20 protein-coding genes and 1 pseudogene are annotated in these 25,046 nt (G+C 41.3%); 10 read left to right on the top strand and 11 right to left on the bottom strand.

Translation table 11 applies throughout. The annotated features are described in order from the left end of the window. Window positions 1-46: 46 nt before the first annotated feature. Entirely contained in the window at window positions 47-646 is a 600-nt protein-coding gene (locus C1721_RS14870; protein WP_102408973.1) for a recombinase family protein, read from the top strand. Between the two features lie 2 nt (window positions 647-648). Here C1721_RS14870 and corA read toward each other — a convergent pair whose 3' ends face one another. Genes corA through C1721_RS14855 form a run of 3 tightly spaced genes read right to left on the bottom strand, consistent with a single transcriptional unit; the run spans window position 649 to window position 5,648 of the window. After that, a complete protein-coding gene (corA, locus tag C1721_RS14865; RefSeq protein ID WP_102408972.1) occupies window positions 649-1,725 on the bottom strand; it encodes a magnesium/cobalt transporter CorA in 1,077 nt (358 codons plus the stop codon). Window positions 1,726-1,737: 12 nt separating this feature from the next. Continuing rightward, complete coding sequence (locus tag C1721_RS14860) at window positions 1,738-4,206, bottom strand: endonuclease MutS2 (protein WP_102408971.1); 2,469 nt, start codon at window positions 4,204-4,206, stop codon at window positions 1,738-1,740. Window positions 4,207-4,220: 14 nt separating this feature from the next. Beyond that, window positions 4,221-5,648, bottom strand: coding sequence for a PDZ domain-containing protein (locus C1721_RS14855; RefSeq protein WP_102409552.1), 1,428 nt, complete (start codon window positions 5,646-5,648; stop codon window positions 4,221-4,223). A gap of 203 nt (window positions 5,649-5,851) precedes the next feature. Between C1721_RS14855 and C1721_RS14850 the strand changes: the two genes are divergently transcribed. From C1721_RS14850 to C1721_RS14840, 3 genes are all read left to right on the top strand, one after another. Next, the gene (locus C1721_RS14850) at window positions 5,852-6,436 is read left to right on the top strand and encodes a nucleotide exchange factor GrpE (RefSeq protein ID WP_102408970.1); all 585 of its coding nucleotides are present in this window, start codon (window positions 5,852-5,854) and stop codon (window positions 6,434-6,436) included. Window positions 6,437-6,466: 30 nt separating this feature from the next. Continuing rightward, complete coding sequence (gene dnaJ / locus C1721_RS14845; protein ID WP_102408969.1) at window positions 6,467-7,621, top strand: molecular chaperone DnaJ; 1,155 nt, start codon at window positions 6,467-6,469, stop codon at window positions 7,619-7,621. A gap of 395 nt (window positions 7,622-8,016) precedes the next feature. Then, window positions 8,017-10,899 (top strand): PD-(D/E)XK nuclease family protein, encoded by a 2,883-nt coding sequence (locus C1721_RS14840; RefSeq protein WP_102409550.1) that lies wholly within the window; start codon window positions 8,017-8,019, stop codon window positions 10,897-10,899. Window positions 10,900-10,902: 3 nt separating this feature from the next. Here C1721_RS14840 and C1721_RS14835 read toward each other — a convergent pair whose 3' ends face one another. From C1721_RS14835 to C1721_RS14810, 6 genes are all read right to left on the bottom strand, one after another. Further along, the gene (locus tag C1721_RS14835; protein ID WP_102408968.1) at window positions 10,903-11,625 is read right to left on the bottom strand and encodes a porin family protein; all 723 of its coding nucleotides are present in this window, start codon (window positions 11,623-11,625) and stop codon (window positions 10,903-10,905) included. A 4-nt stretch (window positions 11,626-11,629) separates the two neighbouring features. Beyond that, entirely contained in the window at window positions 11,630-12,196 is a 567-nt protein-coding gene (locus C1721_RS14830; RefSeq protein WP_102408967.1) for a flavin reductase family protein, read from the bottom strand. A 22-nt stretch (window positions 12,197-12,218) separates the two neighbouring features. Beyond that, window positions 12,219-12,683, bottom strand: coding sequence for an aspartate carbamoyltransferase regulatory subunit (gene pyrI / locus C1721_RS14825; RefSeq protein WP_102408966.1), 465 nt, complete (start codon window positions 12,681-12,683; stop codon window positions 12,219-12,221). Between the two features lie 6 nt (window positions 12,684-12,689). Then, window positions 12,690-13,610, bottom strand: coding sequence for an aspartate carbamoyltransferase (pyrB, locus tag C1721_RS14820; RefSeq protein ID WP_102408965.1), 921 nt, complete (start codon window positions 13,608-13,610; stop codon window positions 12,690-12,692). A 74-nt stretch (window positions 13,611-13,684) separates the two neighbouring features. Further along, window positions 13,685-14,314 (bottom strand): RloB domain-containing protein, encoded by a 630-nt coding sequence (locus tag C1721_RS14815; protein WP_102408964.1) that lies wholly within the window; start codon window positions 14,312-14,314, stop codon window positions 13,685-13,687. Then, window positions 14,311-15,633 carry an AAA family ATPase gene (locus C1721_RS14810; RefSeq protein ID WP_102408963.1) on the bottom strand — a complete coding sequence of 441 codons (1,323 nt, stop codon included), beginning with the start codon at window positions 15,631-15,633 and terminating at the stop codon, window positions 14,311-14,313. Before C1721_RS14810 ends, C1721_RS14815 begins: the two co-directional genes overlap by 4 nt. Before the next feature lie 168 nt (window positions 15,634-15,801). Between C1721_RS14810 and C1721_RS14805 the strand changes: the two are divergent. Together C1721_RS14805 and C1721_RS14800 are read left to right on the top strand one after the other, a co-directional pair. Then, window positions 15,802-16,127 (top strand): annotated as a pseudogene (locus C1721_RS14805) (type II toxin-antitoxin system RelE/ParE family toxin). Next, entirely contained in the window at window positions 16,114-16,416 is a 303-nt protein-coding gene (locus C1721_RS14800) for a helix-turn-helix transcriptional regulator (RefSeq protein ID WP_102408961.1), read from the top strand. The pseudogene C1721_RS14805 and the gene C1721_RS14800 overlap by 14 nt, the downstream one beginning before the upstream one ends. Before the next feature lie 134 nt (window positions 16,417-16,550). Here the strand turns inward: C1721_RS14800 and C1721_RS14795 are convergent, their stop codons facing one another. Together C1721_RS14795 and C1721_RS14790 are read right to left on the bottom strand one after the other, a co-directional pair. Next, complete coding sequence (locus C1721_RS14795; RefSeq protein WP_102408960.1) at window positions 16,551-18,251, bottom strand: alkaline phosphatase; 1,701 nt, start codon at window positions 18,249-18,251, stop codon at window positions 16,551-16,553. 60 nt (window positions 18,252-18,311) lie between these two features. Next, a complete protein-coding gene (locus tag C1721_RS14790) occupies window positions 18,312-19,487 on the bottom strand; it encodes a M24 family metallopeptidase (protein WP_102409548.1) in 1,176 nt (391 codons plus the stop codon). Between the two features lie 264 nt (window positions 19,488-19,751). Between C1721_RS14790 and C1721_RS14785 the strand changes: the two genes are divergently transcribed. From C1721_RS14785 to C1721_RS14765, 4 genes are all read left to right on the top strand, one after another. Continuing rightward, complete coding sequence (locus C1721_RS14785; protein WP_159063598.1) at window positions 19,752-19,964, top strand: hypothetical protein; 213 nt, start codon at window positions 19,752-19,754, stop codon at window positions 19,962-19,964. Continuing rightward, on the top strand, window positions 19,930-20,688 hold the full coding sequence (locus C1721_RS14780) for a tyrosine-type recombinase/integrase (protein WP_102408958.1): 759 nt from the start codon (window positions 19,930-19,932) through the stop codon (window positions 20,686-20,688). Before C1721_RS14785 ends, C1721_RS14780 begins: the two co-directional genes overlap by 35 nt. Before the next feature lie 607 nt (window positions 20,689-21,295). After that, window positions 21,296-21,856 carry a DUF3575 domain-containing protein gene (locus C1721_RS14775; RefSeq protein ID WP_102405998.1) on the top strand — a complete coding sequence of 187 codons (561 nt, stop codon included), beginning with the start codon at window positions 21,296-21,298 and terminating at the stop codon, window positions 21,854-21,856. 2,653 nt (window positions 21,857-24,509) lie between these two features. Beyond that, the coding region (locus C1721_RS14765) for a FimB/Mfa2 family fimbrial subunit (protein ID WP_199830414.1) at window positions 24,510-25,046 on the top strand (537 nt) is incomplete at its 3' end.

The raw sequence follows: 25,046 nt of genomic DNA, 5'->3' as shown, positions 1-25,046 counted from the left end.
AATTGGAGCATATCCTTGTTTTTCTATTAATAAAAGAGATAGTTTTATGGTAATAGCGTATTTGAATGTAGGCACAGACAGAGAGCATCTGGATATTCAACGAAATATGATCAATGAGTTCGTTTCAAAGAAAGACAATTTACAGGTCGATAAATGGATAACGGATGTAACCGGTGAGAAAGCCAAGAGGATGGGGCAGAAGCTGGAGGATACTTTAGAGCGTATAAAAGAAGGGGATGTATTGATTGTTTCGGACATTACCCGGCTGAGCCGTTCTGTTTTTGAAATGATGGAAATATTATCGGTATGTCTGAAAAAGAAAGCGTCTCTTTGGTGTATTGAAGACCGTTATATTTTTGACTCATCCATGGATTATGAGAAGATGAATAAGGCTTTTATGCTTACGGTAGACCTGGATCACTCATTGATAACAATGCGTACTAAAGATACATTGATGGAATTGAAACATTCCGGAAAGAAGCTAGGTCGTCCTGTCGGTTCTAAAACAAAGCAGGACAGCCTGGATGAAAAGAAAGACGAAATAATAAATATGCTGGAACAGGGTGAAACGGTTGCGGCTATTTGCCAGTACTATAATGTATCTAAGAATACATTTTATAAATTCAAGAAGAATTACGGCTTGTAGTTTTAATACCAGTCTTTCTTTTTCATATAAAGCCAGGTGATAATCCCGCATAATATCATCACTATCCATGCTATAGAGTAACCATATCTCCAGTCTAATTCGGGCATAAACTTAAAATTCATTCCCCAGACGCCAACTAAGAAAGTTAGTGGAATGAAAATCGTGGAAACAATGGTTAACCTTTTCATAATTGCATTCATGCGTAAATCATTGTTGGAAATGTAGAGATCGACTAACGATGAAATAATTTCCCTGCAACTTTCTGTAGATTGAATTATAAAAGATAACTGATCGGCAAGATCATTATATACAGGAAGCATATCGGCGCTAATTATACCGTTCTCACTTCGTAGCAGTTTGGAAAACTGCTCTTTCAGAGGTTGGCTGTTCTTACGGATAAGCATATATTCATGCCGGCGTTGCTGGATGAGCAAGCCCATGTTCCCTTGATCGTTATTTACATCCAACAGCGTTTCTTCTATATCTTCCAGCATCTCTTCCACCTTTGTAACCGTTTCAACCATGCCCGCCACAATTGTATTCAGTAAGAAAGCCAGTAATAAACCGCTCCCTTTCTTACGTATGTTCAGCATGTTTGATCCTAACGCTTTATAAGTGGCTTCAAATACGGGGTTATTGCTTTCCGTAAATGTGATGACTACATTCCCTGCAACCAACATGCTGATATGTTCAGTCATGATTTCCATGTTCTCATTATAATAGCATGAATTTAAGATAATAAGCATCCGGTCGTGATATTCTTCAATCTTCACAACGTGTTGCGGTGTCAGGATGTCTTTGGCATCGAGGTTATGTAATCCGAAATCTTTAACTATCCGGGTAATCGCTTCTGCGTTTGTGAGTCCGCTTACCTGAAACCAGTTAATATGGTCTTGACTGACTAACTGTTTGAAAACATCGGTTGTCTTGATCTCACGAGTATGGAGCGTTGTTTCGTTGTATTGTGTGAGATGGATGTTGGTGATTGTTTCATGCTCTCCAACGTAAAAATATTTATCCGACAAATGCCGGTTAGACATATGTCTTCTTCTATGTGTCTTACCTTCTTTTCGTCTCATAGCTATTTCTGTTTATTCAAGTTCTACCACGGTGATGCCTGCACCGCCAAACTGTACGTGTTCATCCTGGAAATGGCGTACTCCCGGAACAGAATGCAAGTAATCACGTATCAATTGCCGTAAAATACCCGTACCCGTACCGTGCAGGATACGTACGCGGGCCACTCCGACCAGAATGGCATCATCTATGAAATAGGTTACAGCTTGTAATGCTTCGTCACCCCTCATACCTCGAACATCTATCTCTTGCTTGAAGTTCAATTTCTTTTCATGCATTTCGTCAGTGGTCTGGCTACTGATAAAAGTACTTTTCTGGACTTCACGTTTTATTTGTCCTTTGCTGACCTTTTCCAATTGTTCCAGTTTAACCGTACTTTTAATCATTCCGAAAGCAACAACCGCCTGTTTACCCTGTAATTCCATGACTGTTCCGGCCGAGACTTGCCCTTTCAAGCGGACATTATCTCCCACTTCTATTACGTCTTTGTTGAAGACTGGTTGAACAGGTGTTTTCTGTTTTTGCTTTTTACGTTCGTTACGCTCTTTCAGCTTCGCCATTTTACGGGCGATCTTGTCATCTTCTTCTCCTGTAGACTGTACCGACGCTTTAAATTCATCCAATGCTTTACGCGCCAGTTTTGTCTGTTCCTTTTCTGCCTGGGCTTCCTTTATTTCCCGGATTGTATTTTCTATTTTTGCATTTGCTTCGGAAAGGATACGTTGGGCTTCGGCTTTTGCTTCGCGCATGATTTCTTTACGCTGCTTATTCACCGTTTCCAAGTCTTGTTCATAGCGGGCTGTGATTTCTTCCAGCTTCTTTTCGCGTTGGCGGATGTTTTGGCGTTTGCTTTCCCAGTAGCGTTTATCACGCACAATGTCTTGCAAATATTTATCCATGTCGATGTAATCACTACCTACTTTGGCTGAGGCATCGGCAATAACATCTTCGGGCAAACCTATTTTTCTCGCTATTTCAATGGCGAACGAACTTCCCGGATTGCCGATAGAAAGCTTGAATAACGGCTGCATTAAATGGCGGTCGTACAACATAGCCCCGTTTATAATGCCTTCCGTATCTTCGGCAAAATGTTTCAGATTCTGGTAATGTGTTGTAATCACACCGAAACTATGATTCCGGTTGAAACGATCCAACAGGGCTTCTGCGATAGCTCCGCCAATCTGAGGTTCTGTTCCGCTGCCGAATTCATCTATCAATAGGATCGTCTTGTCGTTACAGTTCCTCACGAAGAACTTCATGTTAGTAAGGTGTGAACTGTATGTACTCAAATCATTTTCAATGCTTTGCTCATCGCCTATGTCAATAAAGATATTGGCAAAAACACCTGTGCGCGAACTTTCGTGCAATGGAATTAACAGTCCGCACTGTAACATGTATTGTAATAATCCGGCTGTTTTTAAACAAACGGACTTTCCTCCTGCATTCGGCCCTGATATAATCAATATACGTTTATCTTCATCCAGATAGATATCCAGCGGAACAATTTGTTTTCCTTGTTTTTGAAGGGATAAATAGAGGAGGGGATGCATGGCATGCGCCCAATCTATTTGTTGTTTATCTTCAAGAACAGGTTTGATCCCTTTTATCTGTTGGGCAAAAAGTGCCTTGGCACGGATAAAATCTATTTCTGCCAGAAATTCATAAGACTGCAATATATCCGGCACCATCGGGCGTACCGTATTTGTAAACTCGGTTAGAATCCGAATAATCTCCCGTTTTTCTTCACCTTCTAACTCCCGCACGCGATTATTTGCTTCTACAACTATTTCCGGCTCAATAAAGACGGTCTTGCCACTGGCCGATTCGTCGTGTACGATTCCTTTGATCTTTCGTTTGAAAGCCGGTACAACAGGAATCATCAAGCGTCCGTCACGCATAGTTGGAGTTACATCTTTATCTACAACGCCATCCGATTGTGCGGCACGTAGAATGGATTGCAAACTCCTTGAAATGCCACTCATGGTTATTGTCATTTCCTTGCGGATTTGCGCAAGGGAGGATGAGGCGTTATCTTTTACTTTCCCAAATTTATCCAGTATTGTATCAATCTTTCCTACTAATTGGGGAAATACAAGGGTATTGCCGGCTAATGCTGTTAATGCCGGATATTTTATTTCCTCATCTTCTGCGGGACGGAAAAAACGAATAATGTCATTAATCGTTTGTAATGAGCATTTCAGGTCAAACAGTTCCCTTTCGTCGAGCCAAGTCCCTTCCGGACGTATTCGTTTTAATGAATAGCGTACATCGAAAAAATAATTAGCGGGAAATTCATCTTCTCCCTGTATGATTCGAAGAAATTCTTCTGTTTGTTCCAAGCGTTCGGAAATGGTGGTAAAGTCTGCCGAGAACTCCATTCCGGCAACCCGTTCTTCTCCGAGCGGGCTTAAACATTTATCTGTAATTAATTGTCGGACTTTACTAAATTCTGTCTTTTGTTCAAAGTTATGTGGATATATCACGTGTTTGAATTCGTTTATTTAATCTCTACCGTCGATTCTGTCCGAATGGTAGGACGGATAATTACTTCCAATTTGGTTTTACCACGTTTTATATTAAACGTACAGGTATTATTTCCTGACGGATTAATATAAGGCGTGAAGTAGTAAAGATAAGAGAATGCCCCCAGATAATCGCTCTTTTGAATGGCATCAGCTACTTGCGGATATTTAAAAGTATCCCAAAACATACAACGTTTAAATCCGTTTGCATCCGTAAACTGTGTTTTTGGATCACGGTAGGGCATCGTTTTGGTAATAAATTGCTTATAAGCCGATGAGAATTCTTCTGCGGAATGATTCATTTTATGGCGGCCTATTTTTTCAATTATATCTTTCGGACGGATACCGGCGGCATAGGCCGGAGAGTTACGGTCTACATCACTTACTAATTCCAATTGGTCTATATTATAACTGATTCCCGTGTAATTGTATGATTTCTTGCTAACAAGGAATTTTACATTACGACTGTATTTTACGTAAGGATATTGCATACACATTAAAGGTACATGAACACGTGCATAGGTGTCTAACCGGTAAGAATCTTCCATCAGTTCGTTAGCTTCGCATTCCCAAAGAACCCGGCCCGGAATATCACGCTGATCTATCAAACGGAATCCGAATTGCAGTAAATATTCTGCGTCCGCTTCTGAGGCTGCGTTATTTAAGAACGGAAATTGTTCCATCTTGTTATGGCTGAAATTATATCGGAAAGTAGGCTCTTTCTTTACCTGAACCTTGTTTGTCCCCATATAATTAGGATTCTTGTCGAAGAAATAAAATGTTTGTACCAACATATCCGGACGTTCAATGTCAACACTCAGTCCTTTTTTAGTCAGTTCATTTTCAATACATTCGTTGATAGCTGTTTCTATCTTTCTGTTGTTCTCGTCAATAGCGGCAAAGGCGAATGTTTTAAATCCTGCGAGATTGACTGAATCGGATGTCACTATTGTTTTGAAAGGACAGGTGAATTCCTGGTCATTTGTTGTTTCCATGCTATACATCGCGAAAGCGGATGCCAACTGGTCTTCTGTAATGGCATTACTTTTCTTGCACTCTTTCTTTACAATAACTTGCTTGGTCGGAGTGGTAGAGAGATTTCTGATTGTCAGCATTACATCATTTTTTCCTGCCGGATTAAGCATCTGGTCTATTTCTTCAGGAGAGATATTGTTTACGGATACACCGTCGATAGCTTCTATAATATCACTTCGTTTGATACCGGCTTGTTCGGCAGGAGTATAAGGCTGGACATTTTTAATAACCGGTTTCCCTTTTCCCCAGTTATTGCTTAAACTAATCTCATATGTGAAACCTAATCGGCAAACTATTCCGTTCCGGCTTTGTGCAAAACCTGTAAGAAAAGCAAATAACAATATTACAGATAGAATCGCTTTCTTCATATTATCAGAAATTATCATATTTTTTTGAGTAATGTATATGCAAAGGTAAAGATATTTTTGTTACATAGAACAGTTGGCAATATATTTGATGGCTTTCTTATGAATGTCAACAATAAATAGTCCATGGACGTGCTTTGATTAAGTAGGTTTGTGGTACTGTATGTTGCTAATTACTAGATAGTAATAAAAAAACAAAATAAATTATGAGCAAAATGAATCCTAACAAAAAGAAAGAGACTTCTTTGAATGATGAACAGCAAAGAAATGAAGACGCGACAAATTTGCAGGAAGAACAGACAAATGCGGCAGAAGAAACTGACGCTTCTGACAATGTGTCGGATGAATTGGAGACATTAAAAAAGAAATATAATGAGCTAAATGACTCTCATTTACGCTTGATGGCTGAGTTTGATAACTATCGCAAACGTACTTTGCGTGAGAAATCGGAACTTATTAAAAACGGAGGAGAAAAGGCTTTGGTTGAATTGCTTCCTGTTATTGATGATTTTGAACGTGCTTTACAAAATATTCAGGCTTCGGATGATGTAAAAGCGATTATAGAAGGGGTAGAGCTTATCTATAATAAATTTATGTCTTATTTGTCTCAACAAGGAGTGAAAGCTATCGAGGCCGTAGGAAAACCTTTTGATACGGAAATGTTTGAAGCCATTGCTACTATTCCTGCTCCAGAGCCGGAAATGAAAGGCAAAGTATTGGATTGTGTACAGACCGGATATACTTTGAATGATAAAGTAATCCGTCACGCTAAAGTAGTAGTAGGTGAATAAGCATAAAAGGAGCAAATAACAAATACAAAGATGGCTAAAAGAGATTATTATGAAGTACTTGGTGTTGACAAAAATGCCTCGACTGACGAGATAAAGAAAGCATATCGTAAAAAAGCGATTCAATTCCATCCGGACAAAAATCCGGGAGATAAAAATGCGGAAGAACAGTTCAAGGAGGCTGCGGAAGCATACGATGTGTTGAGCGATCCGCAAAAACGTCAACGATATGATCAGTTCGGCCATGCCGGTGTTGGCGGTGCTTCACAAGGAGGCGGCTTTGGCGGCGGTATGTCGATGGAAGATATTTTCTCCCAGTTTGGTGACATCTTTGGTGGACATTTTGGCGGTTTTGGAGGCTTTAGTGGTTTTGGCGGCGGATCACGTGGACATCGGGTAAACAGGGGTTCGGATTTACGCGTTAAGGTGAAGCTTAATTTGAAGGAAATTGCCACTGGAGTGGAGAAGAAGATAAAAGTAAAAAAATATGTTCCGTGTAGTAAATGCCATGGTAGCGGTGCCGACGGTGATAATGGCATGACTACTTGTACAACCTGTAAAGGAAGCGGTGTTGTAACGCGTATTGCCAATACTATTCTGGGACAGATGCAAACACAGACTACATGCCCTACTTGTGGTGGCGAAGGCAAAGTGATTACTAAAAAATGTCCTGTTTGTAGTGGTGAAGGCGTTATGAGGGATGAAGAGGTTATCACAATCAATATTCCGGCAGGTGTGGCAGAAGGTATGCAGCTTTCAATGAGTGGAAAAGGAAATGCTGCCCGTCATGGAGGAATTAACGGTGATTTGCTTATCCTTGTTGAAGAAGAGCCGCATCCTGAACTTATTCGCGACGAAAATGATTTATTGTATAATTTGTTATTGAGCGTTCCGCAAGCTGCCTTAGGCGGAACGGTGGAAGTGCCTACAATAGACGGTAAAGCGAAAGTAAAGATAGAACCTGGTACGCAACCCGGAAAAGTACTCCGTTTGCGTAATAAAGGACTTCCTTCCGTTAATAGCTATGGCACCGGAGATTTATTGGTTAATGTAAGTGTATATATTCCGGAAACACTTTCTTCTTCGGAGAAAGAGATGTTAAACGGATTGGAAAACTCACCGAACTTTCAGCCGAATAAATCGATGAAGGAAAAAATATTCAGCCGGTTCAGAAATTTATTTGATTAATGAATAAAACCCCGTATAAGGAGTTTAAAAGCAGCTTTCAGGAAATAATTCTGTTAGCTGCTTTTTTTATTATGCTCGAATAAGTATGTTTTATAACATGAAATAGTTAAATCAGGTTAAAATGGTGAAATTTCCAAATAAAATAGTATGCTGCATAACATAAAACGTGTATATTTGCATTGTGTTTTTCATGGTATTAGATTTAAGGTTAACAATGAGATTGGTCGTCCGGGATGGATGGCCTTTTCTTTTTTATATACCCCCTCTTAAAATCGGAAATATTTACGTACGTTTGTATAACCGATAAAAATATCCCTTTCGGAAGAAATTCCGGTTTCTTCCGGGAGAAATTTTATTTTCATTCGGAAGGAATCATTTTTGAACCTGTAGAAAGTATGAAACCATTCTTATATCAGATAGCCGGACTTTTCTATAAAAAATATGGCGCGGACGTGAGTAGGCTTGCATTTATATTTCCCAACCGTCGTGCTGGACTTTTTTTTCAGAAATATCTTTCGGAAGTGGCGGAAAAGCCATTATTCTCTCCTACAATTCTCACCATTAACGATTTATTTATTCAGTTGAGCGGAAAACAAACAGCCGACCATATCAGCATGTTGTTTGTTTTGTATGATATTTATATCCGCCAAAGCGGTTCAACGGAAACTTTTGATGAATTTCTGTATTGGGGCGAGATGCTTTTGAATGATTTTGACGATGTAGATAAATATATGGTCAATGCCCGCATGCTTTTTACCAATGTAACAGACCTGAAAGAAATAGAGAGTGATTTCAGCTTCTTAACGGAAGATCAAATAGCCGTTATCCGCACATTCTGGTCTTCTTTTTATCCTAAGAATGATGCTCCGAACCAACAGAGCTTTTTAGCTGTGTGGCAAATCCTGTATGCTTTGTATGCAGAGTTGAGGGAAGCATTGGCGGTCGAAGGGAGAGGATATGAGGGCATGATATTCCGCGAAGTTGTAGAAGGGTTGGAAAAGGGGCAAAGTTATGATTTGCCTTATGATAAAGTCGTTTTTGTCGGATTGAATGCTTTATCTACCTCGGAGGAACGTTTCTTGTCTCAATTGCAGAAATTGGGTATTGCCGATTTTTATTGGGATTATGCTTCCGATAAGGTGAGAGATACCAATAATAAAGCCTCTTATTTTGTAGAACGGAATTTAAGAAATTTCCCGTCTCAATTGAATTTAGAGAGTCGCGATGAAGAAAAAACGGCCGAAATAGAGGTTATTGGTATTCCGTCTGGAATAGGGCAGGCTAAACAGGTTTATTCTTTGCTGGAAGAACTTTGCGATCAAAAAGAAATGAACTCGGAGGAAGCGTTGCGGACCGCTATTATTTTGCCGGACGAGAATTTGCTGGTTCCGGTTCTTAATGCGATACCGGAACAAATACGCCGTATTAATGTCACAATGGGGTATCCGTTGGCCGGCACACCGATTGCTTCACTTATGGAATATGTTCTTGCTTTACAGAAAAATGTTCGTTATGTAGACCGGCAACCGGCATTCTATTTCAGAGACGTGTTTCCTATATTGAACCACCGGTATATCTCAGCTACAGACCCCGCTATAATAGCCTCTTTGGTTAAAGACATGGCTGAAAATAACAAAATATATATCAACCATGAAGAATTGGGTAAAACCCCGTTGCTGAATATTTTATTTACTCCGGTAACGGACGTTTCCGGTTTTTCCAATTATTTAATCCGGTTACTTCAGGAACTTAACAAAGTAACAGGCTGGGCGGAAGAGGAAGAAAATGAAGACAAATGCCAACGTTCCACAGATATTGAACAAGAGTTCATTTTCCATTATTTTACAACAGTAAACCGTTTGAAAGACATTATGCTGGAGGCCGGTGTGGAAATGAAGATTGATACCTATTTTCGCTTGTTGAAGCGTATTACGGATACAATAACGATTCCTTTCCAGGGAGAACCTCTTTCCGGTTTGCAGGTTATGGGTGTATTGGAAACGCGTGCGCTCGATTTCGACCGTTTGATAATCCTTTCCATGAATGAAGGTATTTTCCCGCTTCGGAAAGCTGCTAATTCATTTATCCCGTATAATCTGAGACGCGGATTCGGTTTGCCTACTTACGAACATCAGGACAGTGTTTGGGCTTATCATTTCTATCGCCTTATCTATCGCGCCGATCATGTAAGCCTATTGTATGATACGAGGAACAATGGGTTACAAACCGGTGAAGTAAGCCGCTTTGTGCATCAGCTGCGTTATCATTATGAAGTGCCGATGAAGCGGAAGCTGGTTGTTTATAATGTGTCTTCTTCAAAAACGCCTCCTTTGGAAGTGAAAAAGAGTGAGGCTGTAATGAAACGTCTGGATAATTTTTGCCGTAACGGAGAGATGGCTATTTCTGCCAGTGCTATCAATACTTATCTGGATTGTCCGCTTAAATTCTATTTCTCTGTTGTTGAAGGCGTAAAGGAAGAGGAAGAAGTGAGCGAAACGATAGAAAGCAGCATGTTCGGCACTATTTTGCATAAGGTGATGGAAGATTTGTATAAGCCTTTGTGCGGAAAAATGGTGACGGCGGATCTTTTAAAGCTTATCCGGAAAGATACTCCTTTGTTGACGGATGCCATTGTCCGCGCTTTCGCAAAAGAATTTTTCAAAACAGACGTAATTCGTCCGTTAAACGGACAGAATTTTCTGATAGGAGAGATGATTCGCAAATATGTATTGAAGATTCTGGAAAACGATAGTAAGTTGACCCCGTTTTATTATGTGGAGTCGGAGAAAAGAATGGAGTGTTTGCTGGCTCTTCCCGGCTCTCAAAAAGAAGTCCGTCTCAAAGGTTTTATCGACCGCATAGACCAGATAGGGGATACGGCGCGTATTATTGACTATAAAACAGGGTCGGGCTTATCTGTTTTCAGCAGTATGGAAAGTCTTTTCAATAAAGAAGAAAAAGAACGGCCTAAGGCTATTATGCAGGTTTTTATGTATGCGTGGATGTACAATAATGCAAAGGATAGAAGGGGAATGATAATAAAGCCGGGTATCTATTATATGCGCACGCTTTTCGCAACATTGTTTGATTCTTCCGTATATTATCGTCCGGAACGTGAAAAGCGTCCGGTAGATGATTTTGCCGGTTATATAGACGATTTTGAGAATGGTTTGAAAGCTTGTTTGAGCGAAATCTTTGATCCCGGTGTACCTTTTATCCAGACGCCAACCGGCAAGGCCTGTTCTTATTGCCCGTTTAAAGGTATTTGTGGAAAATAGTGATTAGAAGAGAAAACCGAGGGAGAAACTCATTACATTAGTGCGCTTGTCTATCCGCAGATTATTGTTTGCGGGTGTAGATTCCTTTTTATCTTTGAAATCCGCCTCTACTTCGTTTAGTCCGAATTCATATACGAAGTCAAAAAATAACCGGCCGATACTTACCCCTAAACCGGCTGCAATATTAATGCCGAACGGAGTGCTGTCACTTATATATTCGTGAGGAGTATCCGCAAGATTGGACGTGTAAGAAACATTATAATTATATTTTAATTTTGGCCCCACCATCAGGCTTAATCCGTATGGGCCTTCTTTTACCAGGCTGTATCCAACCATGATAGGAAGTTCCAGCGAATTTGTTTTAATATTCAGATTATATATCGGCTCTATTACTTCTATGTTCGGAATGCCGGTTGTTATATTTTCTTCCGGAATATTAAAATGGATTTCTCCTTCCGACCGATGCCATGAAAAACTGGGCTGAATAAAAAAACGGTCCATATTAACCCTGCAGAAAATAGCCGCTAAATAACCTACCTTATATTGTAATCGTATATCTGTCGCTTCAACGCCATTGAATGAAAGAGAGTTAATGATAGGAAATGTCGCATTGAATCCTACTTTCGCACCATAGTTGAAGGCTTTATCTTTCAGATGAAGAAGATTGTCGGCTTTGCCGGCAATACACGTCAGAAGCAAAACGAATATAAGGCAATATTTTTTCATAGACTTATTTTTTCTTTTGTACCGACCATCCGAATTTGCCTATGAAATCACCTAAACTATAATATTTACCATGTGAATAAGCTATCAGATCCGCTTTCTGCATATCGAAAGCTCCTGTTTCCCGGTCCAGGAATTTGTCATCGGCTTGTACATTTACAACATCCGCGATGAACATGTCATGGCTGCCCAGAGCCACCACTTCTTTTACCCGGCATTCAATACAAAGCGGAGCTTCTTCAATGGTCGGGGCATTTACAACGGAAGCCTTTCCGGGAGTGAGTTTCATTTCCTCAAATTTTTGGTGGTCTTTACCGGAATTTACACCGCACCAATCTGTCGCGTAAGCCAGATCGCGTGTTGTCAGATTAATGACAAATTCCATGTTTTTTTTGAGGATCGGATATGAATGCCTTTCCGGGCGTACGGAAATATAACACATCGGAGGGTTCGTACAGATTGTACCAACCCACGCAACTGTTATAATAGTATATTCGGAAGGATTATTTCCGCAGCTCACCATTACGGCTGGCAACGGATAAATCATCGTTCCCGGTTTCCAGTCATATTTCATATTAATTCAATTCGCCGTCTGCTTATTTGATAATAATGTCTTCTTTGTTAATCTTACGTTCACAATAACGGCATTTGATAGTTCCTCTCTCCTTGTTTATAACGTCAAAGCGTGAGAGCATCGGTTCGTTATTAGTGATACATTTCGGATTATTACATTTTACCAACCCTACCAATTCATCAGGCAAGGTAACGGCCTTTTTTTCTACAACCTCATAATCGCGGATAATGTTCAGAATAACGTTAGGAGCAATTAATGCGATGCGGTTGATCTCGTCTTCTTCAAAAAACTTGTCGGAAATCTTAATAACGCCTTTGCATCCCATTTTGTTACTGTGGAAATTATTTCCGATAGTGATTGTGTTATTCATCTTTTCCAGTCCTAAAAGAGACGCTACTTTAAAAAGTTGGCTGGGAGGAATATGGTCGATAGCAGTTCCGTTTTCAAGCGCGGCAACTTGCAATTCTCTTTTCTTTTCTGCTGACATAATAATTTAATCTTCAATATTAATTCCTAAAACCTCACAAATAATGGCTTGACGAGCAAATAACCCGTTACGTGCCTGCTGTATATAGTATGCCTTCGGATTGTCGTCTACATCATAAGCAATCTCGTTTACACGAGGCAGAGGATGAAGTACGCGAAGGTTCTCACGGCTTCCTTTCAGCATATCGTCGCGCAGGATATACACATTCTTTACACGCTCGTATTCTTCCAGGTCGGTGAAGCGTTCCCGTTGTACACGCGTCATATACAAAATATCAGTCTGGTTGATGATCTCTTCCGTGAAATCCGTATGTTCATAGTATTTGATGCCATGTTTGTCACAGAAGTTTTTCTGTTCATCCGGCATCTGGAGCTCTTTAGGAGCAACAAAATGAAAAGTGGGATTAAAGTGCGACATGCCGACAATCAGTGAATGTACAGTACGTCCGTATTTCAGGTCGCCCACCATTGTAATGGTCAGATTTTCCAGTTTTCCCTGCGTCTTTCGGATGGAATATAAATCCAGCATGGTTTGTGAAGGATGCTGGTTCGCCCCGTCTCCTGCGTTAATGATTGGAATGTTTGTAACTTCCGAAGCATAGCGGGCGGCGCCTTCCAGGTGATGTCTCATGATGATGAGGTCTACGTAATTGCTTACCATCAGAATGGTATCCTTCAATGTTTCGCCTTTGGAAGAGCTGGTAGTGGAAGCATCCTGAAAACCGATTACACGTCCGCCCAAGCGGTTCACTGCCGTTTCAAAACTCAGCCGCGTGCGTGTGGAAGGCTCAAAGAACAGAGTTGCCGCTACTTTTCCTTCCAGCAGTTTCCGGTTCGGATTTTCCTCAAACTTCCTTGCGTTATCCAATATACGAAGAATGTCTTCTTTTGAACATTGGTCGATAGAAACTAAACTTTTACTTTTCATAAGTTGTGTGTATGTCTTCTCTTATGTATGCAAATGTATAAAAAAAGCAGAGACTGAATAGCCTCTGCTTTAATTTATTTCTTATTTAAAATATCGAAGACTTTATACATCTCCGCTTTTCCTTTTTCCATATCATAAATATTTATATCTCCCAGTTGTTTGGCATTGATAATTGCTTTTTCCAAAAAAGGTTCAAGTTTTGAATAAATGTCGTTGTTTTTCTGTTTATAGAATTTTTCTGTTTTTTCATAACCGTCAAGTACGGTATTTTTGAATTCTTTTTCTAATTCATTGTAACAAGAATAATATTTACTGGTGTTTTTTATATGTAAAAGATACCAGTATTCAAGGCATGGGACGTTAATGAGAATGTGCACGTTTTCATTTCTTTTTAAAAGTTCCAGATAGTCTCTGAATTCTGATAGCTTTGTTTTTTCTCCTTTTGGCGTTTCGCAGGATTCTTTCAATATGACATCAAAATCTATAATCCATATAATACTCAGATAATTGTCGAGGTTATCCTTTATAGTCTGAAATTGTTCTTTCAGAGATCTTTTCTTGCATAGATCCGGGTCTACCTTGAAGTTTTTAAGTGAATTTTTTTCTTTGTATAAGTCAAGATACCACTTTTCTGTTTTTCCGTCTACAACAATCAGATGTATCTGTTTGCCGTCTCTTTTTGGCCTGTTATTTCTTCCCATCATTCATCAAGTTCAATATAATAATCTCCCAAATTAGGGGTTGCCCCCAATTTTCCTATTTTATAGGCATTGTATATGGAACTGGTATTTCTGATTACCGAAGTGTTGAAATCATCCAGTGAATACAAATCCGTGCTACCGTCTTCTTTTCTTTCGGTGAACCAGATCACATCATTCCGGAGAATATCTTTTTCTAAAAGAAGTTCGCGAAAGTGAGTGGTCAATATTAGCTGGGATTGTTTACTGTTTGTTAAGAATGTTAAGAAGAAATACTTCAATAAATCAGGATGAAGCGAGCATTCTACTTCATCAACAGGTAAAATTTTATTTTTTCGTATCAACAAATCCAGCAAACCGCAGAACTGATAATACCGTTGTGTTCCTGCTGATTCTTGTTCATATTTCAGACTGTATGAGCCGTTTCCTATATTATGTTGGAGAAGTATTCTTTTTTCTTTTATCTGGTTTGTTTTTTTTATGTCATCTAATGTATCCTCCTCATTATTTTTCATTTCGACAAGAAGCCATAGTTGTTTTAATACGTTCTGATTTAACTCTCGCGTTGTCTCTTCTATAAGAATATCCGAAATATTGAAATCTGCTTTTTTTAATAGGGAAATAACATTATTTTTATTTATTTCCTTTGTCTCGATCCGGCTTGATACATAGCTGAACAGATTTGTTTTTGGTGTTACAATTGGTAATAAAGTATCTTTGAACCAAACGGTTACTTCATGTAATTCTTTAAAGTCTATATTTGTTTTTTGGAAACCTCCTAATACAGTATTATTCCATAAGGTATTTGCTTCCAATGAATTTAAGAATTCCTTTTTTAGTGATATTTTATTCCCTAAGGAAATAGAGGTTAGTTGTTTTTCTGTATTTGTAATTCGCTCGTAAACCAAAGACTTACTGGGATTATAGATGTATAATTTTTCGTTGGTGATCGCGTGCTTCGTCAATTGAATCTCATACAGGTATTTTACTTTATTCTGTATAAATTCCAAAGTGAAAGATGTTTCTTGGGTAGAACTGATATTATCTAAAAGAAATGGTTCAAAGTTGAATGTGCTATCTTTCTTGTCCAGAGGTTTTAAAATAATTCTACGTAAAAAATTAAGCGCTTTTAATATGGTTGTCTTTCCCGAAGCGTTTGCGCCATAAATCAATCCTAGCTTTAATAAGCTGAAAGATTTTCCATTACTAAGTTCAACCGGTATGACATAATATTCTTCCAATTCTTTTGAATCGGTCGCTTCGAAGGATAAACATATGGTATCTTTTATAGAACCATAATTCTTAATACTGAAATTTACGATCATATTTGCCTCGTATTTGTAATTATCTGGCAAATATAATTATAAAATCGGTGTTTTTATTTGTTTTGTGAAATTATAATGGCTTATATACAAAAAATAATTTTGAGTGTAAACTTATAAAGAATCAAATAAAAGTTACATGATTGTGTAACTTTTTAGTATCTTTGCTGTATGAAACGTAAGATAATAACATACGGAGGTATTTCGAGAAATTTATAGCAACACTTTCTACAAAAGAATTGTTAAAGCTAAACTATATCATTTCACTTTTGGAAGTGGAAGACCGGATGCCTGTAAAGTTCATTAAATTTATACGTGATGGATTATATGAACTTCGTATGGAGTATAATGGAAATATTTATCGTGTCTTTTTTATCTTTGACGATGGTCAGATAGTTGTGTTGTTTAATGGTTTTCAGAAAAAAACACAAAAAACACCATCTGGTGAGATTGAAAAAGCATTAGAAATAAAGGAGGCTTATTATGCAGATAAATGATCACAAAATTAGGGATTATAGTGCGGTTCTTAATGCGCAGTATGGAGAGACCGGAACTTCTGAACGTGCCAGATTTGACGAGGAAGCTTATGCTTTTTATACAAGTCAGATACTTCTTAATGCCCGGAAAAACGCGAGATTGACACAAGAAGAATTGGCAAAACGTATAGGTGCAAATAAATCATATATTTCACGTATTGAAAAGGGGACGACTGTGCCAAGCGTAGCTACATTCTATCGGATTGTTAATGCTTTGGGACTGACAGTTGAATTAACTCCGGCTATGTGATATTGCAATCTCCCGGTTCCAGAAGGCAAGCCGGAGACATAATGCAAACTTCATGGCTAAAATAGAGAATATCGCAGATATATTGATTGTTTACAAATAAATCTGCGATATTCTCTATTGTTGTATTTAAAATATTATTTCAGATAGTCTGTCAAACCGGACGGCAGGTAGAATGTGTTATTTTTGTCTACATAAACTATCACCGAATTAAGTCTGATTTCATTTTCTCCTTTCTTGCCTGTTTTTACAATGTTTGAGAACGGAGTGATCGTTAGTTGTTTTTTCTTGTCTTTCTTATTCTTTACAACCAATGTAGGCGAACCTTTTTCATCTGCTGCCGGAATAATCTGGCATGTGTAATCTTTAAATACATCTGTATGAGGTGCGAAGTTTTTGTTAGTTAAATCCTCCAGCGTATTATGAGTCATTCCGAATAACGCGCATAGATAATCATTTATTTCAATGTTTGTATGCATGCCAAGAGGCAGAGTGCCTTGCGGATGATAAGCTGCCAGAAAAACTTCTTCGCCGGTATGTCCGCTGGTAGTAAAACCAAAGCACGTTCTGGAAGTAAGAAGATGTGCCATCAACCCGGTTAATGAACCGCTGTACATAGACGAATTATCGTCGGATTTACGTTGGTCTACAGGAATAGGGCTGTTTTTGTAATCTTTATTGTTGTTCAAAGCGTTCAACTCTTCCGGAGTCAGTTCGAATCCTGCGTATTTGCGGAAAATATTCTGTACTTCCGAATTTGGTTCGCTGTTTAACTTCTTGGCAAACCCTTCGGCTGTCAGTTTATATTGCGAGAACTGGTGGAACAGCTGGTCTTTTGTCAGTTTATCATATCCTTTACAGCTTGCTCTGCCGATGCTGATACCGCTGTTTCCGTGGTCGGGTAAGATAACAACGGCTGTTTCGCCATTCTGACGGGCAAATTCCAATGCGGCGCCGCAAGCGCGGTCAAATGCCAACATATCCGTCGCCATGCCTATCGGATCATTTCCATGTGCAGCCCAGTCAATCTTGCTTCCTTCTACCATTAAGAAGAAACCGTTCGGGTCTTTTGATAATTTGCTGATAGCCTTCCGCGTCATTTCCTCCAAAGAAGGTTGTTCTTCCGGATTACGGTCGATGTCGTAAGCCATTTCACGGTCGCCGTACAGTGCCCACATCTTATTACCGTTATCGGCACGCATACTTTTCAGGTCGTTCTTATATACGCTGTAACCATTGGAAAGCAGATAATCTTCCATATTCTTGTCGAGGATGGAAACACCGCCTCCTATTACCACATTCAGGTCATTGTGTACCATTTGCGGGGCAATCCATTCATATTTGCCGCGATTGTAGCTATGTGCGGAGCAGTCTGCCGGAGTTGCATGAGGAAATTCGCAGGTAAATACCAAACCTGTAGCTTTTCCCTGTAGTATTTTGGCTGCTTCCAGTACAGTTGTCAGCGGTTGGAAGGCGCGGGAAGGATCGGTTGGATAAATGTCATTGTCGCCGTCGTTCTCAGGATAGGTAGATACATAACCTGTACGGCTGGGCTGTCCGGTCATATAGCAGGATGTTGTGGGGGCGGAGTCGCCGATCGGTGCATTGGACGAGTGGGTACGTACTGTTCCGCACAAATACGGGTCGATGTTCAATTTCGGTTTATCCGGATTTGTGTACCATTGCAACCAGCGTGCCATAGAGACTGTTGCGAGTGAAGTCCCGTCCGGGATAAGGACGATTACATTCTTAACCGGCTTTACGTTTTCAACATCTGCGGCTTTCGTGGGCATTATGATTAGCGCCAGCAAAAGCAGAATTGCCATTGTCTTTTTCATATCAGTAAATTTATGTTTTTCGCAAAATTCAGTGATCAACCGGAGCTTTGCGAAGGTTGATTAATAAATATCTATTATTTCTTCGTTACAATGTGTCAGTTTTTCAGTTCCTGTTTCAGTAATCAGAAAACTGTTTTCTATGCCTACCGCTCCAACACCCGGAATCACGAATTTCGGTTCCAGGGCAAATACCATATCGGGTAATAGTTCTTCTTTGGAACGGGGTGTGAGTACCGGTAACTCATTAATCTGGATGCCTATGCCATGCCCTACAAACTTAGCTTGTTGTTTTGTTCCCATAAAATAAGAAGACAATCCTTCCTTTTCAGCTATCTGTGCCGCTATGTTGTATAAGTCGGCACAGGCTGTACCGGGGTGTGCTTTGCCTTCTATTTCATGTTGTATGGTAAGTGCTGTCTGGTGCGCACGATAAGCAACCTCCGGAAGTTTGCCAACGGAGAATACGCGTGTCATATCCGTCATGTAAGGCGTGTAGTTGCCCGCCATATCGACCATGATGGCCGTTCCTTCCTTAAGGACAGTTCCGTTTGCTCCCAACGGACAGGAATTATCCATGCCTGCCCCGCCTAATGCAAAGTCGAAAGGAGAGGGCTCTTCCGCATTCTCTCCCGCCAGGATGCTTCCCATATAAATATCCATGTTGGCGCCAAAGGCACGGAATATACCGATTGAGCCGTTTTTACGCATTTCTTTTTCTATTTCAAACTGAAACTCCAGATCGGTCATGCCACGACGGAAAAGTCCCGGAATCTTAGCGTAAGTAGCTGCATGTTTTTCTGCCGATATACGGAATTGGGAGATTTCCCACGGAGTTTTAATACGTCTCAGCATACGCATCATGGCAGTTGCGTTGGCCGTTTCTTTCGGATGGAATATATTTAGCAAGCGTATATAATCATTGTAAGTAAGTTCGTCTGCCTCCAATACTAATTTTTCGGGCATTTTCAAGCCGTGTTCCGCAAAGAGTTCCGGCATTTGTTCCGGCTTACGGATATATATTACATTATTGCCGGATAGTCCGTTCGGACGTTTTATAAAGAAACGGGGTTCTCCTTCTGCCGGCATGTAAAAATAACCATTATATATACGTCCGGTAGTATAATACAGATTTACATCAATGGAAAGTAAACATCCGTCTGCGCCCATCTGCTGCATGGCTTGTTGTATGCGCGTCCATTTTAGTTTCAGATCACTCGTCAATTCTTTTGGTATCATCATTCTTTGGATCGTTTATTTTTATCAGAGCATCAAAGATATTAATTATTGTAACTAAAACATCTGCTTTTTAGATTAATTATTGATTAATATGTTTACGAATGAATGGACAGACATATATAAATCATCCCGATGATTTTGTAAAAAGATCCCGATGACTTTTCCAAATCATCGGGATCTTTTCTGTTTTCGTGTGTTAGGGAACAAATAATTTTCTTCTTTTGTTTTTCAATAACTCTTATGTTGAATAAAAAGCAGAAAAGTATGAAGACAGAAAAGCAGTATTCGGGCCGTGACTTGTTGGCCTATATGGATTCCCGTTGTAAGATGTTGGAAAAGAACCGTCGTTCGGGTACGGCGGGTATTTACCGTAGTACACGTAACCGTTTGAAGAGTTTTAAATTCTTCCAGCCTTCCGTTCAAGGAGGTAACGTTGCGTTTCATGCGCGACTTCGAGAGTTCGATGAGGCTGGCTAATCTCAGCCCCAATTCCCAGTGCACGTACCTTAGTTGCCTGCGTACGGTGTACAACTCGGCGGTAAGCGACCGCCTCGCCCCGAAGGATTCCAATCCTTTTTCGCATATCCGTTTCAGTCCGAAGCGTACGGATAAAGCCACGATAGATGTGGATGCACTGAAAAAGATTGCGTTGTGCGACCTGGATGGCGAAGGTGAACTGTCGTTTGCGCGTGACCTGTTTATCTTTAGTTTTATGACTTGCGGTATCCCGTTTGTAGACCTGGCTTACCTTACCACGGCGAACCTGGTGGACGTTTTCCTGGTTTATTACCGCCGCAAGACGAATATCCGTATCAGTATCCGCCTGTCCAAGGGGATGAGCGCGTTATTGAATAAGTATTCCGGCAAGGGCGTTGGCGATTACCTTTTCCCGATCCTTAAAAAGGCTGATCCTTCGTACACGGAATACAAATCCAGCCTCCGTACGTATAACCGCCGTTTGTGCCGTATCGGGAATAGACTGGACTTACCGGTGAAGCTTACTTCTTACGTGGCGCGTCATGCGTGGGCGATGGAGGCGAAGCGTTTGCATACGCCGTTAGGTATAATCGGTGAATCCCTGGGCCATACGTCGGAGAAGACAACGCGTTTTTACCTGAGCAGTTTGGACCAGATGGTATTGGATAAAGCAAATATGCAGGTAATCCGGAGCTTGGATAACATAGTGCGCCGCTCCCGGTGACGCTTATTTGTGAAATAAGGGACATCCCCTATTTTTAAAGTCAGAACAACACGAAATTTCACCCTTTTATTTCCCCAAAACCCGAAAGTCAATGGGGTTACGCCTGCAAAGGTAGATATTAAAAATAAATGTGAAAGGATTTATGTGAGGTTTTTGACAAATAAAAGTTAAAAAGGCTTATTTTTATAAATAGTTCAGGCTAAATCTAATCAAAAATTGAAAAAACGCCTCATCAAAGCTCAATTATAGACAAAGTTTGGACAGCCCCTTTTTTGCCCTTAACATCCATTTACATCTTTGTGCCCAAATTCGCCCCTAAATATGTAAATAAACATTTATAAAAAGCGGTAAACCGTAAAAAAAAGATAAGGGATGCTGACATTTTAGCCAAATATCGCCCTCATTTTCCTATGCATAAAAACTTACTCCCAAGTATTGTAATTTAACCTCTATCAAGAAATATAAAACCGGCGTATAAATTTATTATTTTGGTCAGTAAGGCTTTGTATAGCATTGAAAATCATTATTCTACGTCTTTTGTCCCTTATTTCACAAATAAGGGACATTAAAAGAGTTTATAAAGCTCTTTTAGAAAAAAGAAGATAAAATGGTTAGAATATTGTTACAATTGCTTATTTGTTTGCTTTCTGCCGGCAATTTATACGGCCAGCACATAGCAACCAAAACGAACCTTGCTTATTGGGCCACTACGACGCCGAATCTAGGCGTTGAGATCGCTTTGGGTCATAAAACTTCCCTTGATATTTCCGGCAATTATAACGCGTGGACATTTTTGCCCGACGGTATGAGCCTGCGTCATGTTTTGGTTCAGCCCGAGTTCCGTTACTGGCCTTGCAAGAGTTTTGAAGGTCACTTCTTCGGCGTCCACGGCCTTTGGTCTAAATACAATATCGGTCAGATACCTTTTATCCCCGAACTTGATCAATACACCTATCGCGGCCACCTGTATGGCGGCGGGGTATCATACGGTTACCACTTTGCCCTCGGCAGGCGTTGGGGGTTGGAGTTGTCGTTAGGGGTTGGTTACGCCTACCTGGAATACAATAAATATGTATGTTCCGAATGCGCTGAACTGATAGGCCGCTATAAACGCCATTACTACGGCCCGACGAAGCTGGGCATTTCGATTATTTACTTGATTCATTGAAGAAGTAGTTGGTAGTTAGTAGTTGGTAGTTGGTAGGAGAGAAGAGAGAAAAACGGGGAAAAGAGAAGAGAGAGAAGAGAAAAAATAAAGATATGGGAATGGATATAGTCTTATTGCACACAGATGACATGGATCGTACAGGTCTACGCAGATGTTTTTTTAAAGAAAATCTATCTGTGTTGATCTGCGCCCGTCTGTGTTATCTGCGTGCAATAATACTGTTTATTGCGTTGCTTTTGTGCAGCGCGTCGGTTCGGGCGGATTCAAAGAAGACGGTTTCAGGTTCGGAGATAGGTATCCGTATAATCCCCCAGAACATGGAGGTAAGGGATGACAGTGTGCGTATCGATTTGAAGATCATGGCTAACGGTATCCGCATCCCTTCTGAGCAGTCGTTGAGCCTTGTCCCTGAATTGCATTATAAAGGCAAGCGTATCGTTTTGCCTCCGATCGTCTTGTCGGGTAGCCAGCGCGCCCGCTTCGACAGACGTGAAGAAACGGTCGATCCCGACCCGAAGAAAATAGAGCCTTACCACGTTTGGGTAGGTGTCAGACGGGGCAGCAGTTATAACCTGCGTTACCGCGTCAGCATCCCTTACGCTTCTTGGATGGAGCATGCCTCCCTTATTCTTAAACAAGTCAGCAAGGATTGTTGTACGGAACTGCTCCTTGCCAACGATGTCCTTACTAAAGACATTAACCTGACGCCGCCTTGCGCTCAGCCGGGTGTTCAGCAGCCTGCTTTGGCAACCGTTCCTGCTGTGCGTGTCATCCGCGAGGTGGAGAGTTCTGCTTTCTCGGATATGGTGAATTATTTAGTCCCAAAAGACGAGCCTGTCAAGGTGCGTACCTCCACGGCTACGGCTTATATAGATTACCCGAAAGGCGTCTCCACAGTCGTTCCTTCGTTTGGGAACAATAAGGCCGAACTGTCAAAAGTGGACGTTCTTTTGCAACCTCTTCTAAAAGATAATATGGCCCGTTTCCGCCATATCCAGATCACGGGTTATTCCTCGCCTGACGGCGCTTATTATGATAATGAGGCCTTATCTAAACGTCGCAGTGAAGGCTTCAAGACTTATCTCAGCCGCTATTACGATTTGCAGCAATGCCCCTTGCTCACTGCTTGGGTGGGGGAAGACTGGGAAGGTTTGAGAAAGCTGGTAAACGAGTCCTCGTTACCTTATAAGAAATCGGTGAACTTCATCATCGACAACTACGGCATCTTCGAGGGTAGGGAGCGTTACCTGATGGAGTTGGACGGCGGTGCGCCTTATAAGGAACTGTTGCGGGATTACTTCCCGAAACTGCGCCGTATCGAACTGATGGTCGCCTACGAGGTGAGGAACGTCACAGACCGGGAGGCTTCCCAACTTCTTTATACCCATCCTGAGTTGCTCAGCTTGGAAGAGATCATGAGCGTATCGCATTTCTACCGCCCGGGTACGGTTCAGTTCCGGGAGGTTTACGAGATCGCTGCTAACCTTTATCCGGATGACATTACGGCCAACGTGAATGCGGCTGCCGCCGTCCTGTTGGTTGGCGATACCAAATCAGCCCANCAAGTCAGCAAGGATTGTTGTACGGAACTGCTCCTTGCCAACGATGTCCTTACTAAAGACATTAACCTGACGCCGCCTTGCGCTCAGCCGGGTGTTCAGCAGCCTGCTTTGGCAACCGTTCCTGCTGTGCGTGTCATCCGCGAGGTGGAGAGTTCTGCTTTCTCGGATATGGTGAATTATTTAGTCCCAAAAGACGAGCCTGTCAAGGTGCGTACCTCCACGGCTACGGCTTATATAGATTACCCGAAAGGCGTCTCCACAGTCGTTCCTTCGTTTGGGAACAATAAGGCCGAACTGTCAAAAGTGGACGTTCTTTTGCAACCTCTTCTAAAAGATAATATGGCCCGTTTCCGCCATATCCAGATCACGGGTTATTCCTCGCCTGACGGCGCTTATTATGATAATGAGGCCTTATCTAAACGTCGCAGTGAAGGCTTCAAGACTTATCTCAGCCGCTATTACGATTTGCAGCAATGCCCCTTGCTCACTGCTTGGGTGGGGGAAGACTGGGAAGGTTTGAGAAAGCTGGTAAACGAGTCCTCGTTACCTTATAAGAAATCGGTGAACTTCATCATCGACAACTACGGCATCTTCGAGGGTAGGGAACGTTACCTGATGGAGTTAAACGGCGGTGCTCCTTATAAGGAACTGTTGCGGGATTACTTCCCGAAACTGCGCCGCATCGAACTGATGGTCGCCTATGAGGTGAGGAACGTCACTGACCGGGAGGCTTCCCAGCTTCTTTATACCCATCCTGAGTTGCTCAGCTTGGAAGAGATCATGAGCGTATCGCATTTCTACCGCCCGGGTACGGTTCAGTTCCGGGAGGTTTACGAGATCGCTGCTAACCTTTATCCGGATGACATTACGGCCAACGTGAATGCGGCTGCCGCCGTCCTGTTGGTTGGCGATACCAAATCAGCCCACGAATACCTGGACCGCTTTAAGGACGATCCGCGTGCATACAACAACTACGGTGTATTGTGCTTTATCGAAGGCAACCGTGCGGAGGCCGAGTATTACTTCCGCAAGGCCTTGAAATCGGATGCCCCTAAAGCCCGTGAGAACCTTTTAAGATTGGAGGTGCAGCTATGAGTACACTAAAACTAAGGCACACAGATAACACAGATAATACAGATATGTGCGGATTCTTTATTAAAGAAAATCTATCTGCGTTAATCTGTGCCTGTCTGTGTCATCTGCGTGCCATCTTTTCGGCTTTGTTTGCACTGGGCTTAACCGCTTCGTGTACGCTTGACGGGGAACTGGGTGAGTGTCCGTATAATGTACGTTTGGAATATTGGTATACGGGCAGCGGCACGGTGAACGTGTTGCCGCAATATGTGGATGAAATGAGGCAGTATATCTATGATTCGGAGGGAACGCTGGTACAGGTAAACAGTACGAATGGCGAGCGTGTGGTCTATGGGGAGTTAAACGTAGAGCCGGGCAAATATACGATCGTGTCGTGGGCGAACCTGGATACCGTCAGCGCCCATTATCCGGAAGTGGTTATCGGGAAAAGCAGACTGGCGGATATGCAGCTTTATATGAACAATCTGTATTCCGGTTCTTCTACGCGTTCGTCCGGTTCATATCATACGGCCAGTGAGAAGCTGTACTACGGG

It is taken from the genome of Parabacteroides bouchesdurhonensis, from assembly GCF_900186615.1.
Lineage (GTDB): Bacteria > Bacteroidota > Bacteroidia > Bacteroidales > Tannerellaceae > Parabacteroides > Parabacteroides bouchesdurhonensis.
Note: the sequence above shows the minus strand (reverse complement) of the source record. Positions and strands in the feature narration are given on the sequence as shown.